This window comes from Hymenobacter jeollabukensis (genome assembly GCF_005771675.1).
Classification (GTDB): Bacteria; Bacteroidota; Bacteroidia; order Cytophagales; family Hymenobacteraceae; genus Solirubrum; species Solirubrum jeollabukense.
Genome location: NZ_VAJM01000021.1, coordinates 27,321 through 41,512, shown reverse-complemented (window position 1 = coordinate 41,512; position 14,192 = coordinate 27,321). Strand labels below are relative to the sequence as shown.

At 61.4% G+C, this 14,192-nt stretch carries 14 protein-coding genes; 6 read left to right on the top strand and 8 right to left on the bottom strand.

Features of this window, described 5'->3' with window-relative positions:
• Positions 1-9: 9 nt before the first annotated feature.
• Genes FDY95_RS25460 through FDY95_RS25440 form a run of 5 tightly spaced genes read right to left on the bottom strand, consistent with a single transcriptional unit; the run spans position 10 to position 5,040 of the window.
• Complete coding sequence (locus FDY95_RS25460; protein WP_138082484.1) at positions 10-1,107, bottom strand: conjugal transfer protein TraG; 1,098 nt, start codon at positions 1,105-1,107, stop codon at positions 10-12.
• Positions 1,104-3,758, bottom strand: a complete 2,655-nt coding sequence (locus FDY95_RS25455; RefSeq protein ID WP_138082482.1) for a VirB4 family type IV secretion system protein — start codon at positions 3,756-3,758, stop codon at positions 1,104-1,106. The genes FDY95_RS25460 and FDY95_RS25455 overlap by 4 nt, the downstream gene beginning before the upstream one ends.
• Positions 3,739-4,086 (bottom strand): hypothetical protein, encoded by a 348-nt coding sequence (locus FDY95_RS25450; RefSeq protein WP_138082480.1) that lies wholly within the window; start codon positions 4,084-4,086, stop codon positions 3,739-3,741. The genes FDY95_RS25455 and FDY95_RS25450 overlap by 20 nt, the downstream gene beginning before the upstream one ends.
• A 12-nt stretch (positions 4,087-4,098) precedes the next feature.
• Entirely contained in the window at positions 4,099-4,518 is a 420-nt protein-coding gene (locus FDY95_RS25445; RefSeq protein ID WP_138082478.1) for a DUF3810 domain-containing protein, read from the bottom strand.
• A gap of 54 nt (positions 4,519-4,572) precedes the next feature.
• Complete coding sequence (locus tag FDY95_RS25440; protein ID WP_138082476.1) at positions 4,573-5,040, bottom strand: hypothetical protein; 468 nt, start codon at positions 5,038-5,040, stop codon at positions 4,573-4,575.
• 294 nt (positions 5,041-5,334) lie between these two features.
• Between FDY95_RS25440 and FDY95_RS25435 the strand changes: the two genes are divergently transcribed.
• The 6 genes from FDY95_RS25435 to FDY95_RS26525 all read left to right on the top strand — a co-directional run bounded on the left by FDY95_RS25435 (position 5,335) and on the right by FDY95_RS26525 (position 11,023).
• Positions 5,335-5,676 carry a hypothetical protein gene (locus FDY95_RS25435; RefSeq protein WP_138082474.1) on the top strand — a complete coding sequence of 114 codons (342 nt, stop codon included), beginning with the start codon at positions 5,335-5,337 and terminating at the stop codon, positions 5,674-5,676.
• Positions 5,677-5,721: 45 nt separating this feature from the next.
• On the top strand, positions 5,722-6,120 hold the full coding sequence (locus tag FDY95_RS25430; RefSeq protein WP_138082472.1) for a hypothetical protein: 399 nt from the start codon (positions 5,722-5,724) through the stop codon (positions 6,118-6,120).
• An 84-nt stretch (positions 6,121-6,204) separates the two neighbouring features.
• A complete protein-coding gene (locus tag FDY95_RS25425) occupies positions 6,205-8,469 on the top strand; it encodes a toprim domain-containing protein (protein ID WP_171025855.1) in 2,265 nt (754 codons plus the stop codon).
• Positions 8,470-8,886: 417 nt separating this feature from the next.
• Positions 8,887-9,102 carry a hypothetical protein gene (locus FDY95_RS25420; RefSeq protein ID WP_138082468.1) on the top strand — a complete coding sequence of 72 codons (216 nt, stop codon included), beginning with the start codon at positions 8,887-8,889 and terminating at the stop codon, positions 9,100-9,102.
• A 247-nt stretch (positions 9,103-9,349) separates the two neighbouring features.
• Positions 9,350-10,639, top strand: coding sequence for an ArdC family protein (locus tag FDY95_RS25415; protein WP_138082466.1), 1,290 nt, complete (start codon positions 9,350-9,352; stop codon positions 10,637-10,639).
• 222 nt (positions 10,640-10,861) lie between these two features.
• A complete protein-coding gene (locus FDY95_RS26525) occupies positions 10,862-11,023 on the top strand; it encodes a hypothetical protein (RefSeq protein ID WP_171025854.1) in 162 nt (53 codons plus the stop codon).
• Between the two features lie 23 nt (positions 11,024-11,046).
• Here the strand turns inward: FDY95_RS26525 and FDY95_RS25410 are convergent, their stop codons facing one another.
• From FDY95_RS25410 to FDY95_RS25400, 3 genes are read right to left on the bottom strand one after another with little or no spacing between them, the layout of a single operon-like run.
• Complete coding sequence (locus tag FDY95_RS25410) at positions 11,047-12,411, bottom strand: hypothetical protein (RefSeq protein WP_138082464.1); 1,365 nt, start codon at positions 12,409-12,411, stop codon at positions 11,047-11,049.
• A gap of 37 nt (positions 12,412-12,448) precedes the next feature.
• Entirely contained in the window at positions 12,449-12,931 is a 483-nt protein-coding gene (locus FDY95_RS26650; protein ID WP_138082462.1) for a hypothetical protein, read from the bottom strand.
• Entirely contained in the window at positions 12,931-13,659 is a 729-nt protein-coding gene (locus tag FDY95_RS25400) for a ParA family protein (protein ID WP_138082460.1), read from the bottom strand. The genes FDY95_RS26650 and FDY95_RS25400 overlap by 1 nt, the downstream gene beginning before the upstream one ends.
• Positions 13,660-14,192 lie beyond the last annotated feature (533 nt).

The following is a 14,192-nucleotide window of genomic DNA, read 5'->3' as shown; positions in this document are numbered from 1 at the left end:
GGTAAGTGGTTAGCGACGGCGGCGCGTGGGGGCGCTGGTGTCGGCCGAAGACATAGTGGGCAGCTCCACCGAAGCGGAACTCGTCGGAGCACTGCTGGCAGAGCCACCGGTACTGCTACCTTTCTCGGGCCCGAAGCCCATCTTGCGACCCAGCGCGCCGCTGGCCCCCCCGCCGTAGGCCCCGGGAAACACCACCCCGCTCACGGCCCCTGCGGCCCCGGCCACGGCGCCGCTGAACATGCCCACGAAGCCCTGCACGGCCGAGGAGCCAATCAGAAAGCTGGTCAGCCAGGGCACCATGCAGTAGAGTATGACAAAGCCAATCGAGTTAATCAGGTAGGTTAAATCATTGCCGTAGTCACCGGACGTCATGCCCGTGGGCAAGAGCACGTTGCCAGTCGCGGGCCGGGTGGCCGCGTAGTTGGCGTAGATGGTATCGAGCAGCGAGTAGGTGAGCGACCAGAACTGCACGGCCATGAAATTCTGCAGCCACTGTTTGCCCAGCTGGGCGAAGGGCGGCAGCGCCGACAGGCAGATGGCAATGGGGCCGCTCACGTACAGGAAGGCCACCACGTACTGGCGCACGAGCACCAGCAGCTGCCGAATCAGGGCCACGGTAGTCGTGGTAAATAGTTCGGTGAGCAGGTTCAGCAGGGAGAAGTGAGTGAGCTTGTCCCAGATGGACGTGATGTTGCTCACCTGGTCGTTGACAAAGCCCGCCGTGTTGACGGCCTGGTCGGGCGCGACGGTGGGCGCCCCGGCCGGATTGGTCAGCCCCTGCAGCGCCCGGGCAATCACACCGGGGTCGCTCGGGGCGACGAGGCTGGAAAATGCCCCAATAGCCCCGCCAATCAGGTCCATGAAGTCGCGGTAGAAGAACAGGATGAAGTAGACAAACAAGGCCTTGAGCAGCGGCGAAAAGTCCATGCGCAGCTGCCCGCCCTGCAGGTAGCCCCGGCCCACGGTGTAGAGCAAGGCCACCGAGAGAAACGGCGGAATCAGATACAGCTGACAAGCCTGCAGCACCTTGCGCAGGGCCCCGTCGGCGGCCGTGATAAAGTCGGTGTCGAGGTCCATGCCGACGAGCAGCAGCAGGGGTGCACTCATGCCGGCAGCGCCCCCTTGCGCTTCTGCTTTTCCTCCACAAACTGGTCGACGGCGAAGTCCAGCCGCTGCTCGGTGACGGTGGTGTAGGTGGGCCGCCCGTCGGCGTCGCGCACCAGGTTGCCAAGCGCGTCGCGTACTTCCACCGGCCGCTGGCGCTGGTAGTGGCGCACGAGCTGGTTGAGGTAGTTGCGTTCCGCCGGGCGAGAAGTCAGCACCGCGTCGAGCTGAGGTGAGGCCTCCAGCGCGTACACCTTGGCCTGGCTGCCCTGCTTGATGAAGAACTCCCGGAACGAGTCGGTGGAGCGCACCGAGCGAATCAGATCCATCTCGTGGCCGGTGAGGCCCAGTGGGGCCTGCAGGCGGGTGAGCGAGGCCTCGTTGGCGTGGCGCAGGATGATTTTCGTGGAGGAGTTGTCAATCAGCGTGTAGCCGATGGGCGAGTCAATGATTTCCTGGATGCCCTGGGTGATGATGGTGATGCTGCCGTTGGTTTTGCGGATGGTGCGGTACATCGAGACGATGAACTCCTCCAGCACCCCCGAAAGCAGGGCCCACGCCTCGTCGAGGGCGATGTACTTCACGGCGTCGGGATACTGGCGGAACAAGTCCAGGCTCAGCTCGGTGATGAGCATGGCCACCACGGGGTACAGAGTCGGGTCCGACTTCACCCGTGCCAGGTCAAAGCAGATGAGCGGGTACTGGCTCAGCTGGGCTTCGCGGGTGGAGTTGAGCACCTTGGCGTAGCGCCCACCCGACACGAACTCACCCAGCACGAGGAAAAACTCGTGCATGTCGATGTACTTCATGTCGGTCTGGTACTGGGCCCGCTGCAGGGCCAGCACGGCCGCGGCCTCGTCGGAGGCTTCGCCCTCCCCTGCTGCCGGCGTCTCGGCCCGCATCCATTGGTCAAAGCGCTGCACGTACTTGTAGAAGCTTTCCATGCCCGGAAACTCCTCGTCCGACTGGCCCAGCCGCTCATGCTGGTTCAGGTCGTGGTAGTAGCCGGTGAGAAAGCGCGAGAGGATGGTGCGCTCGGACTTGCTCAGGGCCCGATCCTTGCCGCCCTTCCAGAGGGCCGCCAGCAAAGCCAGGTGGAAGTTAAGCTTCTCGTCGGAGTAGTGCCAGGGACCGTTTTCGCCTTCGCGCGGGAGCAGGAAGGGGTTAAACTCAATCGGGTTCTGCGGGTCGTACTCGAAGTAGGTGTTTTCGAAGTCCGGGCCCATCAGGCTCTGGAAAACATTGCGGTAGGTGCCCCCGATGTCGATGATGATCTGGCGGGCACCGCGCTCGTAGCGCTGCACGATGAAGTTGCCGAAGGTGTAGCTCTTACCCGAGCCGGAGGGGCCGATGACCAGCGCGTTCTGGTTGTCGAGGTCGGTGTTGAACAGGTTTACCTTGACCAGGTTGCGGAACCGGTCGCAGAGGTACTCGCCGGTGGACTCGGGCCGGTAGGTGGTGGTCCAGTGAAAGTAGCAGGCCGCCCGGTCGGCCGAGGTCGTCAGCCAGCGGTCGGGCACCTGGTAGGCGTTGCCGGGGGCCAAGCCGAAGAACAGCGGTAGGGTCAGGTAGCTTTCCACCACGGCTTCGGCCCCGAAGATGGCGCGAAATGCGGCCGTGGTCTTTTCCACGTGCTCCCGCCGGGCCTGGTCATCCACGTCCCAGAGCAGCACCGACAGGTGCAGGCCCACGACCTGCTTGCTGCCCGAACGCACTTCGGCGGTGAACTCATCAATCTCCGCAGCCCGTAGGTGGTTGTCCTGCGTGGCCAGGAAAGACAGCGAATTGTTGATTTTCTTGTCGTTGTCGAGGCTCTTGAGCTCCGCCCGCGAATCCTGAATCAGCAGGGCCTGCGTGAGCACGTGCGGGCAGGACAAGAAGGCGGTGAGCGGGTAGAGCATGGGCGAGGTCACCCCGTAGCCGTTGCGCACGGCCGGGTGAGCTTCCGAGCCCTGCCCCACCAGCGAAACGATGCTCACCTGGTTTTCGCCCACGGTGAAGGCCCCGGGCACGTTGCTGATTTCGCGGGTTAGCCCCGCGGACTGCTGGTCGAACTCCAGGTTGAAGTACTGGGTGAAGACCTGCGGCAGCTGCGTCTGGTTAAGGCGGCGGTAGTCCAGGCCTCCGAGGCCGCGCAGGCTCTGCAGCAGCTCGGTGGCGAGGCGCTCGGCCGCGTCCAGAGTCTGCACCACCCCGGCAAACGGGTTTTTGGCCAGCTTCTCACCGGCACGATTCACCAGCGCGCTCAGCGCGTTCGGCCGCACGGGCTTGGCCTCATCCGAGGGGGCGAACGAGACGAATAGGTAGGCGCGGTGAAACAGCACCAGCCGTTCGGCGAAGTGCGCGTTCATTTTGCCCTCGAAGTAGCCGGGGCGGGCGTCGCCGCCGAGGCCCTGAAAGGGCCGGTCGTAGTAGATATCGGTTTTCTGCACCACCGTGCCCACGGGTAGCGTGCGCAGAGCGCCGAGCAGGGCCGACTGGAGGTTGACAAACTCTTCGGCCTGCCAGCTTTCCATTTCGGGGCATTCGAGCACGAAGCCGACGCCCACGCGGCCATCCCGGAAGATGACCTTGTCGTCCTGGTAGGCGTAGGCCGGGTGCAGGTCCGCGAAGTCCGCGGTGCGGTCAGCCGCCTTAGCGGGGAGAATGTTCATGCGAAGGGAGAAGTGCGGTAGCGTCGCCCGCCGAAGGCCCGGACCGGGCGCGGCCCAGGGCAATGCGGCGCGGCTGCCGCCGGTGGAAGGATAGCCAGCTGAGCAGAAAGCCCGGCGGACGGTGCTTGGCCAGGTAGCGCAGGCCGTAGAGCAGCACGACCAGCACCACCAGAATCAGCAGGTAGAGAAAGCGCGGCACGGTGACGACCAGACCCGTGACGCCGATGGCCAGCACGGCGGCCAGAAACAGGCCCACCACCAGCCCCAGGTCCGGCAGGTTCATGCCCAGCACCTGGGCGGGGCGCTCAATGCTTTTGTAGGAACGCATGGGCCGGTTTGCTTAGGGCGTTACCCCGCCTTCGCCCCCACCCATGGCGCTGGCCAGGTCTTCCTTGAAGTAGTTGAAGCCGAACCAGAGGATGACCCCGCCCATCAGCCAACCCAGGGAGCCCAGTGCATCCGGGGCGCCGCTGATAAACTTCTGCACCACCCGCACCAGGCCGATGGCCAGCACGATGATGAAAAGCACTTGCACGATGCTGATGACGATGGTCTGCACGCTGCGCAGGGCCCCCACGGCGCGGCCGCCGGCGCCGGCCTGGCCAAATACCAAATCCGGGGAAGTGGCCAGCAGCAGGGCCATAGCGAAGCGTTCGGCGCGGGAGGGTTGGTAGGCGTGGCCCGCCGCGAGCAGGCGCAGCCCGCCGGCAGCCGCGTGGGCGGCGCCGCGGTGCAGGCGCGAGAGCAAGGGAGTTTGCATAAAGAAGGAAGTGGGTGAATGGTGTGGAAAAGCAGATCGGTGAGGGCGTAATCTTCAGGTGGTGGACGGCGCCGCGCGGCGGTTTTCGAGGGCGGTGCCCATCAGGGCGCGCATTTTGGCGCGGCGCTCGGCCGCAGTGAGCTCCACGCCGCGGTTGTGCGCGTCGGTGGCCGTGGGGGCCGGTGCGGAGAGGTAATTGTGCCGGGCACCCTCTGGCAGCTCTCCGGCTTCGGCTGCCGGCGGCGATGGCTGCTCCGGCTCTGTCAGTAGAGGCGCAGCTGCTGGTACCTCTTGTGGGTTGATGGCAGGCTGCTCCGGTTCATGTGCGGGCTCCGGGGCCGGTGGCACAACCACGGGCGCCGGGTGGAAATCAGCCAGCCGATAGTGGCGGGTGCGCAGCGAGGGATGGTTGCCGCTCAGCGCCGGCGGGGTTACCGCTACGCTGGGGCCTGCCGGCATGGCAAAACGCCACCAGAGTACGCCCAGGGCTGATAGCAGCAGAAAAAGCAGCAACCAAAGCATCGGTTTCAAGCAAGCGGAGCAAAGTTTTTTGTGAGCATTTGCGGCAACTATACGGAACACTTCCGTATAAGTTCTGGTTTTGGTGAAGTTTTGCAGCAGCTATGCCGAAGCTTTGCGGTGTTTTGACTGTCGGACCAGTGTAGTCATGTACCGACAGCAATCGGGTAGTGCACACGGCCGACTGGTTTGTTACCTTGCGTCACACACCTATTTGCTCTAATGCCTACTGCAACGCCAAGCGTCCCTCCTACTGCTCCCCAGCAGCCACTAAATGCGGGCTTTCCGGACCCCGCTTTGATTGTTTCCTATGCTACCGTTCTGCGCTATATCCGCCACCGCCTCAACACCCTGCTGCACGGGCAGCTCAAGCCCTGGGCCCAGGAGCACAAGTTCAACTACGCCCGGCTGATTGAACTCAAGAAGCTGGAGGAGGAAACCCAGGCCGTGCTGCTGCAGCGCCTGATGGCCCACTTCCAGTTTCCTACCGAGCTGCTGCGCATCATCGTGCACCAGTCGCGCCGGCATTTTTTCCTGTTCACCTCCCTGGAAAACCTGGCTCGCTTCAAAGCCGAGCTCCAGCTGTTCGACAACCCCCCGTTTGACGCTCCGGCGTCGCCCACTACCCCTCCTAACTAGCGGAAAGGCCATGGAGCCTGCCCGCTCCATGTTGCTCTTTCCCCTATGCCTGTTTCCGTCGCTTCCCGCCGCCGCCCGGCAAAATCCCCTACCTCCCCAGTCGCCTTGGGGCCGCAGCTGCCCAACCCCGCGCTGGCCATTGACTACGACGAGGCCCGCCGCTACGTGCAGCTGCGGCTGCGCAGCCTGCCCCACGGGGGCCTGCGGGCCACTTGTACCGCTTTTGGCTTTCCCTACACCACCAGCGTGGGCCTGAAAACCGGCAGCCTGCAGCGGGAGGAATACCGCCTCGTGCAAAAGCACCTGCGCGTATTTGGCTTCGAGACGGAGCTGGTGCGCCTGCCGGTGGGCGGCCAGCTCTGCGAGCATTACCTCTTCGCCGATGCCGCCCTACTGACCTCCCTGCGCGAGCAGCTGGCTGCCCACGAGCAGCTGGTCAGCTAGCGCCTCTTCCCTCCTACTTACTGGTCAGTGCTACACGCCCCCTTCTGCGGGTGTGGCTGCGGCATGCCCTTTCCTATCCTGTTTATGCCAACCTCAACCCCTCCCCTACGCGACAACGACCCCCAAGAGCTTGACCGCTTCAAGCAGTCCATCGACTTGGTGGAATACGCCACCCGGCGCCATGGCTACGACGTGAAAAAGGCCGGCCCCCGCGGCCAGTGGCACCAGCTGGAAAAGGACGGAGAAATGCTCATCGTTTCCCGCAAGGGGGACCACCAGGTGTACCTGAACCCCGGGGATGACCGGGACTCCGGCTCCATCATCGACTTCGTAAAAACGCGCGAAAACCAGACATTGGGCCAAGTTCGGCAGACCCTGCGCCAGTACCTGGGCGAACCGGAGCAGGGCTGGCAGGCGGCCACCGTTCCCCCACCGCCCACCCCGGCGGCCTACGCGCCCAAGCCCAGCGAGCCGGCTGAGGTCGAGACCGAAGCCGAGCGGCGTGCCCGCCTCGTGGCCGCCGTGATGGGCACCCATGCCGCGCTGACCGACCGCAGCTACCTGCACCACCGGCACCTGTCGGATGAGACCATTGACAGCCCGGCTTTCCAGGGCCGGGTATTTACCAGCCAGCAGGGGAATTTCCGCAACACCGCTTTTCCGCTCTACAACGAACACGGCATTGCCACCGTGGAGCAGCGTAACGAGGACTACAAGCACCTGCTGCAGCTGCCCAAGACGGGCGTGTGGGTGTCGCATCCCACCGAAGGCAAGGATACCCCGGTGCAGCGCCTGGTCGTGTCGGAAAGCCCCGTGGATGCCATGAGCTACCACCAGCTGCACCACCGCGGTGCTGAGGGCCGGCCCAATACCCTGTATGTGGCCACTAGCGGCACCGTCACCGAGCGGCAGGTGGAGCTAATTCAAAAGCTCATCGATAAGCAGGAGCCCCGGGAGGTGGTGCTGGCCAACGACAACGACGCGGCCGGCCGGCGCTTCAATATCAATTACCTCAACGAGCTGCAGGCCCCGCGCCGCGCCCGCGAAGTGGCCGACGGGCACGTGGCTTACGACGAGGCGCCGCGCCCCGTGGAATGGCACGCCACGGCGGCTGGTAAGTACCATACGGCCCTGCGCGTGGAGTTTCACCACGCCACCCGCGCCGAGGGCACCGAGCACCTGGCCCAGCTTGCTGCGCAGGTGCAGCAGCTGCGGCCCGGGGCCGATGACGCCCTGAGTCTGGAAGTGCAGCGGGCCAGCCGGCGGGAAACCGTGGTGCGCCTAGTCGCGCCTAATGCCGACAGCCAGGCCTTGGAGGAGTTGGCCCGCACCCTGCACGCCCAGCGCGAACGGCAGCGCGAGCAGCTGGAGCGACAACCCGCCGAGCCCGGCCGGCAGCCCGAGAACTTCATTCGCACGGAATACGCCATCAGCAAGGACTTTAACCGGGACCTGGAGCTGCTGAGCCAGGGCCTGAGCCGCGAGCAGGTGGCCCAACAGGCCCGCGCCGATGAGCTGGCCAAGGAGCAGCAGCGTCAGGAACGCGCCCGCCAGGAGCAGGCTGAGCGGCAACAGGCCGAGCAGCGCGCCGCCGCGCAGAGCCCGGATGAGCAGCGCCGGGAAGCGGAGCAGCAGCGCCAGACCGTAACCCTAGCCGTGGCCGCGGCAGCCGGGGACCCGGCCCTGCAGCGCGCCGTGCAGTTGACGGTAACCGAACCAAGCCACGCCGACGAGGCCACGCCCAGCCAGGCCCAGCAGATGCGCGAGCTGCTGCGCAAAGCCGGCGCCGACGTGGCGTTACGGGCCGAAGCGGACCCGGCCAGCGGGCACTTGCGCAGCGAGCTGGACGTGCGCTACCATCCCCATGGCACCCCCGGCGGGCTGCGCCAGCTCAGCCAGACGCTGGACGCGCTGGAGAAGTCGCCCCTGGTAACGCTGCGCGAGGATGCCGGCGAGCAGGCCCAGCGCCGGGAGCTGGCGGCGGCCACCCCACCCCCGCAAGTGACGAAAACTGCTATTATCCGCATCGACGAGCCCGAACCACAGCCGGGCTGCACCGGCCAAGCCGAAGCCGTGGCCGAGCAGCTGCGCGAGGCCGGACTGAATACCGGCTCGCTGCGCAGCGCCACCGACCCGGCCACCCACCAGCGCCACAGCGAGATGGAGGTCAGCTACCGCCTCGACCAGCCGGATTTAGCGCGCGTCAATGCCGCGCTCGACGATGTGGCCCGTCAGCCTGGCGCCCACGTGCACGAACATTCTGCCGACCGGGCCGAGCGGCACCGCCTTGCGCCTAGCGGTGTAAATGCCAATATGCTAACCGGGCGCACTAACGAACAAGAGCGGTAGCGGTTATAAGGCGTAGCGTTGAAAAGCTCTCAAAGTATAGGCCGATTATTTAGCTTTGCGACCATAGCAAGCTGCTTACCATGCTGGCGAAAACAGGTCTTACATCCTTATATGCTCCGTTCGGCTTCCCTCTAATGGGCCGAACCCTGGCACCCGCCGCCCGGCGGCCGCTGCCTATTTCCGAGCGCCCAGCCCTGTTCGTCGGACCGCATCGAGGCTAATCCAACTTTCTGGTAGACATCCCCCGCAGCTGCTGCTGCGGCTGCCGTCGGCTTGCTATTAGCCAACGGGTTGGGCTGTCTATTTCCGGGCCCCGCTACGCGGCCGGCCCGGAACCCTCGTTGCCTTCCTTCCCACGCCATCACCCCTGTTATGATATTTACCGGTCACCGGCCTTTTTCTAGTTTTTGCCCCGCAATGAAAGGGTTGATTCTGCAGCTCATCCGCGACGAGTATCAGCCCCTGCTGCACCTGCCCGCGAACCTCTCGGAAGATTCCTGGAGCCAAGCGGTTGCCAAAGCTAATCCGGTCTTGTTTTACCTCAACGATGGAGCGCCCCTGATTCAAATCGGCGAAGCCTCCCGGGCGAGCCTGCAAGAGTGTCTCCAACAAGAGCTCAGCCAACCCGAATAATCTGCCCTGTGAAGCGGTGAACGCGCCCGACAGCAAACCTGTCGGGCGCTTTTGTTTCCGGCCCCTCAAGGTAAGTGGAAAGGCGAACCGAGCGGCGGGGGCAGTGGGGAAGAAATGGTTTGGGGGGACAAAATAATGGCTTGTTAATGCTGTTTTTTGTTGTCTTTTTAGCAACAAAAACTGTTGATTTTACGTTTAATAAGTAAGGAAACGGTTTTAAAAACAGTCACTTAGCCTCCACTTAGCGATGAAAAAGCAAACCAGCACCGCCGCCCAAACGACCACCCGCCCCGACGTGTACCAGATTGTTACCGACCGGGTAATTGCTGCCCTTGAAGCGGGCCAGATTGCTTGGCGCAAGCCCTGGCATGCCGCCTATGGGTTGCCCCGCAACTACGTCAGCGGGCGGGCCTACACCGGCATCAATGCTTTTCTACTGCACTTGGTAGGCGGTACGCCTTTCTTTCTCACGTTTCGGCAGGCGCGTGAGTTGGGCGGCAACATTCGCAAAGGGGCCAAAGGCATGCCCGTGATTTACTACAACGTCACGACCCGCACGGACAAGCAAACCGGCGAAGAGGAAAAAAAACCCTTTATCAAGTACTACACCGTCTTTTCGGTGGATGATGTCGAAGGCGTGGATATCGTTCTACCGGAGCAACCCCAGGACCGGGCCCACGAGCCCCTGGCGGCTGCGGAGGCCCTGGTAGCAAATTGGGCCACCTGCCCCCGCATCGAGCACGGCGGCAGCCAGGCCTACTACGCCCCCGGCCCCGACTTCGTGCACGTGCCCCGCCCGGAAACCTTCACCAGCGGCGAGGCCTATTACTCAACCCTGTTTCACGAGCTGACCCACGCCACCGGCCACGCCAGCCGCCTGGACCGGCCCGACCTGACCGAGGCCCTGCGCCCGAGCGGCCGCGCCAGCTACGCCCGCGAGGAGCTGACGGCCGAGATGGGCGCCGCCTTCCTGTGTGGCCATGCGGGGCTGGACCCCAGCGCGACGCTGGAAAATACCGCCGCCTACCTGCAGTTTTGGCTGGAGCAGCTGCGCGGCGACAAAAAGCTGGTCGTGCAGGCCGCCAGCCGGGCCCAGCGGGCCGCTGAGTTTATCTTAGGTACCACGGGCACCGATGATAACGAGCCGAGCACCCCGGAACCGACCCCGCCCAGCGCAAGCCCTGCGGCCCCTGTGGTAAATGACGAGCCCGAGGAAGCCCCTTCCCCTGCGCTGCCCCGTCCGGCCCGGCCCGCCTTGCCCCTGGTTGCTTTGGGGCAGGAAGCGCTGCCTACGCTCACGGCTGTAGTGGTTTCCACGCAGCGCATCGAGCTAACGCGCCTGATGGAGCATCCTGCTTTCACCGACGAGCAGCGCCGCACCGCGACGGCCCGAATTTTAGCCGAGGCAGACCCCGCCCGGCTGGGCCTCTGGCTGACCAACATCATGCGGCAGATTGCCGAGTGGGAGGAACGCACGTTAGCCGAAGAAGCGCGGCAGAACCCCCACTTTACGGCCCTGGAGCACGCGCCGGAATAGCCATTCACCTTGTCGCCTCGCCCATTACCGGGCGGGGCCGGGGGCGGTGGGGTACCCGCTCGCCACACTCCTTTACTTCCTCATCCAATAACCACCATGCCGAATACTCCTCACCTACCGCCCAAAAGCCAAGTGGAGTCATCCGCCCCGCGGCGATTCACTGACCTGCTTCGAAACGGCCGATACCACTTTACAGAGCGCGAACTGATGGAACATCTTCGCATGACCTACCGCACCATTAAGCAACGCGAGGCAGATCCGTCCACGCTTACCGTGGCTGAGTTACTGCGCGTGGCAGATCTGTTAAACATTACTGCGGAGGATGTCTTAGCTGTTGTATTAGATGAGTTAAAGGCCAACCAGCCTCATCTCACAGTGCCATAACCCATTCTGTGTGCTTGGCAGAACTATAGCTCCTTAACTCCTACTAATACTTGCGTATGAGATACCAGAGGATGCCATTTCGGTGTAATGCCTTGCAGTAAACCGTCTTCAAGCAGGTGATAGTGAGCGATGTTTGGTAGTAACGCAGGGTCCAGAGGGTGTAAGGAATTAGGGTTATGGTATAACTCTAGACCCTCGCTCCATGATTCGGTATATACCGTTGGGTCAACACGGTGAATGAATGGTAATGGTTCTGTTGCATTGGGATCGTGGTTTACGGCAGATCCATGCCTGAGTAACGTTACGTTTTCTAAGCCAAACCCAGCCAGTACCCCCATTCTGTTGAACTTGGAAATAGTACCACTATTGCTGAACAGCACCCCGCTAATGTGTTCGGAGTCGGGTAGATTAAAGAAGCCGGAGGGAATTTCCTTTGAGCCCCAACGGTGGGTTTTTACCTCACGGGGAGTTATAACCAATTGGCCATCATTATCATGGGTCCAATCGTAGTCTATACCATATAGGTAAATGGGGAGGCCAGCTCGGGAATCCAGCAGGCTACCTGGTGCAGAGAAGTCCTGAATAGCAAATATTAGCGGCTTACCTGCAACATGAGGTTTTTCCCAGTACCTCTTCTTTAGCTTGGATGTGAGTGGGCTGCCAAACTTAATGGGCATGTACTCACGCTGATATTGTAGAATATCGTCCGGCGTATTAATCTGTGGAGGAGGCTGAATAGCCCCATCTATAACTGTAGGGTTAACTGTAACTGCCTCAACGCAAAAAATGCCGTTTATGCCTTCGCAAGTGAAATCAGGCATTGGTTTAGTGCGGTCGAACGCATAACCCATCTCTACAAAAGCCGCATATAGGTATAGCTCCCAAATGCGCGCATCAAATCCACTTGATTGAAATTGCTCAACAAAATTTCCGTCTGGGTCTTCAAACCAGTGCATCAATGGTTTGATAATCCCTTTGGCAGCCGCATGCCCCTCGTCGTTCAGTAGCATGCGAAACGAGGGATTTTGTTCTTTATCGGGTGCTTGAGGCGCAAAGAAGTCTAAAGGTTTCCCCTTCTCATCACCCTGAAAATAAGATTCATCAGGTTGTCCCGATACTCTTTCCATTGCCCGGCGTAGATCTATTCTCGCGAGGGTGGCATTTTCCTGAAATGGAACTGTAAGCTCTACTGCGCGGTAACGTCCTTTCCTGTCACGGCCAAAAACTGCTCCCGCAAAGTCACCATCCTCCCAGTGCTTCACCAATACACCTAGAACACGCTCGTCAAAATGTGAAAACCAAGCAACTTCTTGAAACATGTGTTTGGTAGCAGGTTGACGGGCATATCCAGCCAAAGCGTCAAATCGCAAACCTGAAATTTGCTTCATATTCAGTCTTGAGAGTTGGAAAGAGGCCGATGGGAGCTTACTTCATTTTCGATGGCGGTCCGTGCTGGAGGTAATAGTTCACCGCTTCATCTACCAACTCCTTCAGATACACGCGGCGGCTGTGCAGCATCAGCTCCTCGTGGATGTAGGCCAGCGCGGCCCGTTGCGTCTCCCCTTCCAGACGAATCAGTGACGGCTGCAGTCCGGACGGAGCCGTTTCGGCAGCTGCTGTTTCGGCTTTTGGTGGCCGGCCCCGACCCCGCTTTACTGCCTGCGTGGCAGGGGCAGCTGGCTTAGGAGCCGCTACTGCTGCAACAACCGGTGCCGGCGCTGGAGCCGCAGCCTCTACCACCGGCGGAGCCACTGGCGCTGGCTCGGGTGCCGGTACAGGCGCGGGCTCAGGAGCAGATGCCGTGGTGGGCTCTGCTGCTACGGGCGCGGCCGGCATGTGCCCAGGCTGCCCGCGCAGCATGGACATCTTCTCGTCCGTGGAGATTTTCAGGCGTTGGATCTTGGCCATTACGATACGAGTTCAGCGGTGAGCCCGGCACGGGCAATCAGTTCGTCGCACAAGGCCCGTACTTCGGCTTCCACCGAAGCATCGGCCCCCACGGCCCGGCGGTAGGCCGGATTGAGGTAGCTGTAACGGGTGGAGAGGCGCTTGTAGCAGCCCAGCTGGCGCAACGAGGCCTGCAGGCGCGGCAGCCCCAGGGCGTCGGTGAATTCATCCATGTCCTTTTCCTCCTTCAGGTTGGTGCGGTGCGAGTGCACGCCGAAGAACTGGAAGTCCAGCCCCTGCTCCCGCGACAGCCGGGAAATCTCCTGCAGCAGCTGCATAAAGGAAATCGTGGCCAGGCGCTCGGCATCCGAGGCCCCTACCGGCACGAGCACCACGTTGGCACCGCTGAGCACGTCAATCATGGCTGTGTCATCGGAGCGGCCTGGTACGTCAATAAACACCACGTCGTAGTCGTCGCTGATTTCGTCGAGCCGATCATACACCTGGCTCATGCCTACCGATTCCAGCGCATAGGGAAACGCTGGCTCGGTCAGTGTACCGGCTTCGCGCTCCAACTCGACGCTCGGCTGGTCGTTGGTGAGGCGTACCCCCGCCAGCGTCTGCTGCGAGTCCGCGTCGACCACGAGCACGCGGTAGCCGTAGTCGGCGGCCAGCGCACCAGCCAGCACGGTGATGAGGGTACTCTTACCAATGCCACCCTTCTGGTTGGCAACGCAAATGATTTTCATAAGGCAGGGGAACTAATAGGGAAAGCCACTGGAGAAGCAGTTTGCAAAATAAGCATCTTGTTTCTCAGTTTTCAAAGCTACTTGTAAACTTGTTTTTTTATTTCCTAGAAAATAAAGAAGCTGAATTACTTGAAAAATGAGATGGATATTTCCTATTTTACTTATTTCCTAGTAAATAAACATAAAAGGTGCTCAGTAAAACAGAAAACAAGTTGCTCAGTAAACATTCTACAAAAGTTCTTAAGAAACTTATTTCCTAAAATCTTAAGAAACAAAGTGGCATACGGGGCGTAAAGCGGCCAGGATTCACAGTTAAACTTTTGATTTACTTGTTTCCTGAGAAATAAAAAATTAGGCCACTTTGCTCTGTTGCTCTCACCAGTTCCCTGCTAATAGCATCCCGGCCGCTTCAATGCGAGGGTATACCTAGAGGTCACAGGTCTCCATACCTGAAAGCAGAAAGGAAGCATAGGGATAGGGCAGTAGCTAAAACTCACTTAACCAGCACACCTGCAGATAGTGCGAAGCCGGGC

What these genes read in the sequence shown, in the direction of transcription:
- FDY95_RS25440 (WP_138082476.1), bottom strand. Translation starts at nt 5,040, where the DNA reads ATGCTTTGGTTGCTGCTTTTTCTGCTGCTATCAGCCCTGGGCGTACTC.
- FDY95_RS25420 (WP_138082468.1), top strand. Translation starts at nt 8,887, where the DNA reads ATGAAAGGGTTGATTCTGCAGCTCATCCGCGACGAGTATCAGCCCCTG.
- FDY95_RS26525 (WP_171025854.1), top strand. Translation starts at nt 10,862, where the DNA reads ATGACCTACCGCACCATTAAGCAACGCGAGGCAGATCCGTCCACGCTT.
- FDY95_RS26650 (WP_138082462.1), bottom strand. Translation starts at nt 12,931, where the DNA reads ATGGCCAAGATCCAACGCCTGAAAATCTCCACGGACGAGAAGATGTCC.
- FDY95_RS25430 (WP_138082472.1), top strand. Translation starts at nt 5,722, where the DNA reads ATGCCTGTTTCCGTCGCTTCCCGCCGCCGCCCGGCAAAATCCCCTACC.
- FDY95_RS25425 (WP_171025855.1), top strand. Translation starts at nt 6,205, where the DNA reads ATGCCAACCTCAACCCCTCCCCTACGCGACAACGACCCCCAAGAGCTT.
- FDY95_RS25415 (WP_138082466.1), top strand. Translation starts at nt 9,350, where the DNA reads ATGAAAAAGCAAACCAGCACCGCCGCCCAAACGACCACCCGCCCCGAC.
- FDY95_RS25455 (WP_138082482.1), bottom strand. Translation starts at nt 3,758, where the DNA reads ATGAACATTCTCCCCGCTAAGGCGGCTGACCGCACCGCGGACTTCGCG.
- FDY95_RS25445 (WP_138082478.1), bottom strand. Translation starts at nt 4,518, where the DNA reads ATGCAAACTCCCTTGCTCTCGCGCCTGCACCGCGGCGCCGCCCACGCG.
- FDY95_RS25410 (WP_138082464.1), bottom strand. Translation starts at nt 12,411, where the DNA reads ATGAAGCAAATTTCAGGTTTGCGATTTGACGCTTTGGCTGGATATGCC.
- FDY95_RS25400 (WP_138082460.1), bottom strand. Translation starts at nt 13,659, where the DNA reads ATGAAAATCATTTGCGTTGCCAACCAGAAGGGTGGCATTGGTAAGAGT.
- FDY95_RS25460 (WP_138082484.1), bottom strand. Translation starts at nt 1,107, where the DNA reads ATGAGTGCACCCCTGCTGCTGCTCGTCGGCATGGACCTCGACACCGAC.
- FDY95_RS25450 (WP_138082480.1), bottom strand. Translation starts at nt 4,086, where the DNA reads ATGCGTTCCTACAAAAGCATTGAGCGCCCCGCCCAGGTGCTGGGCATG.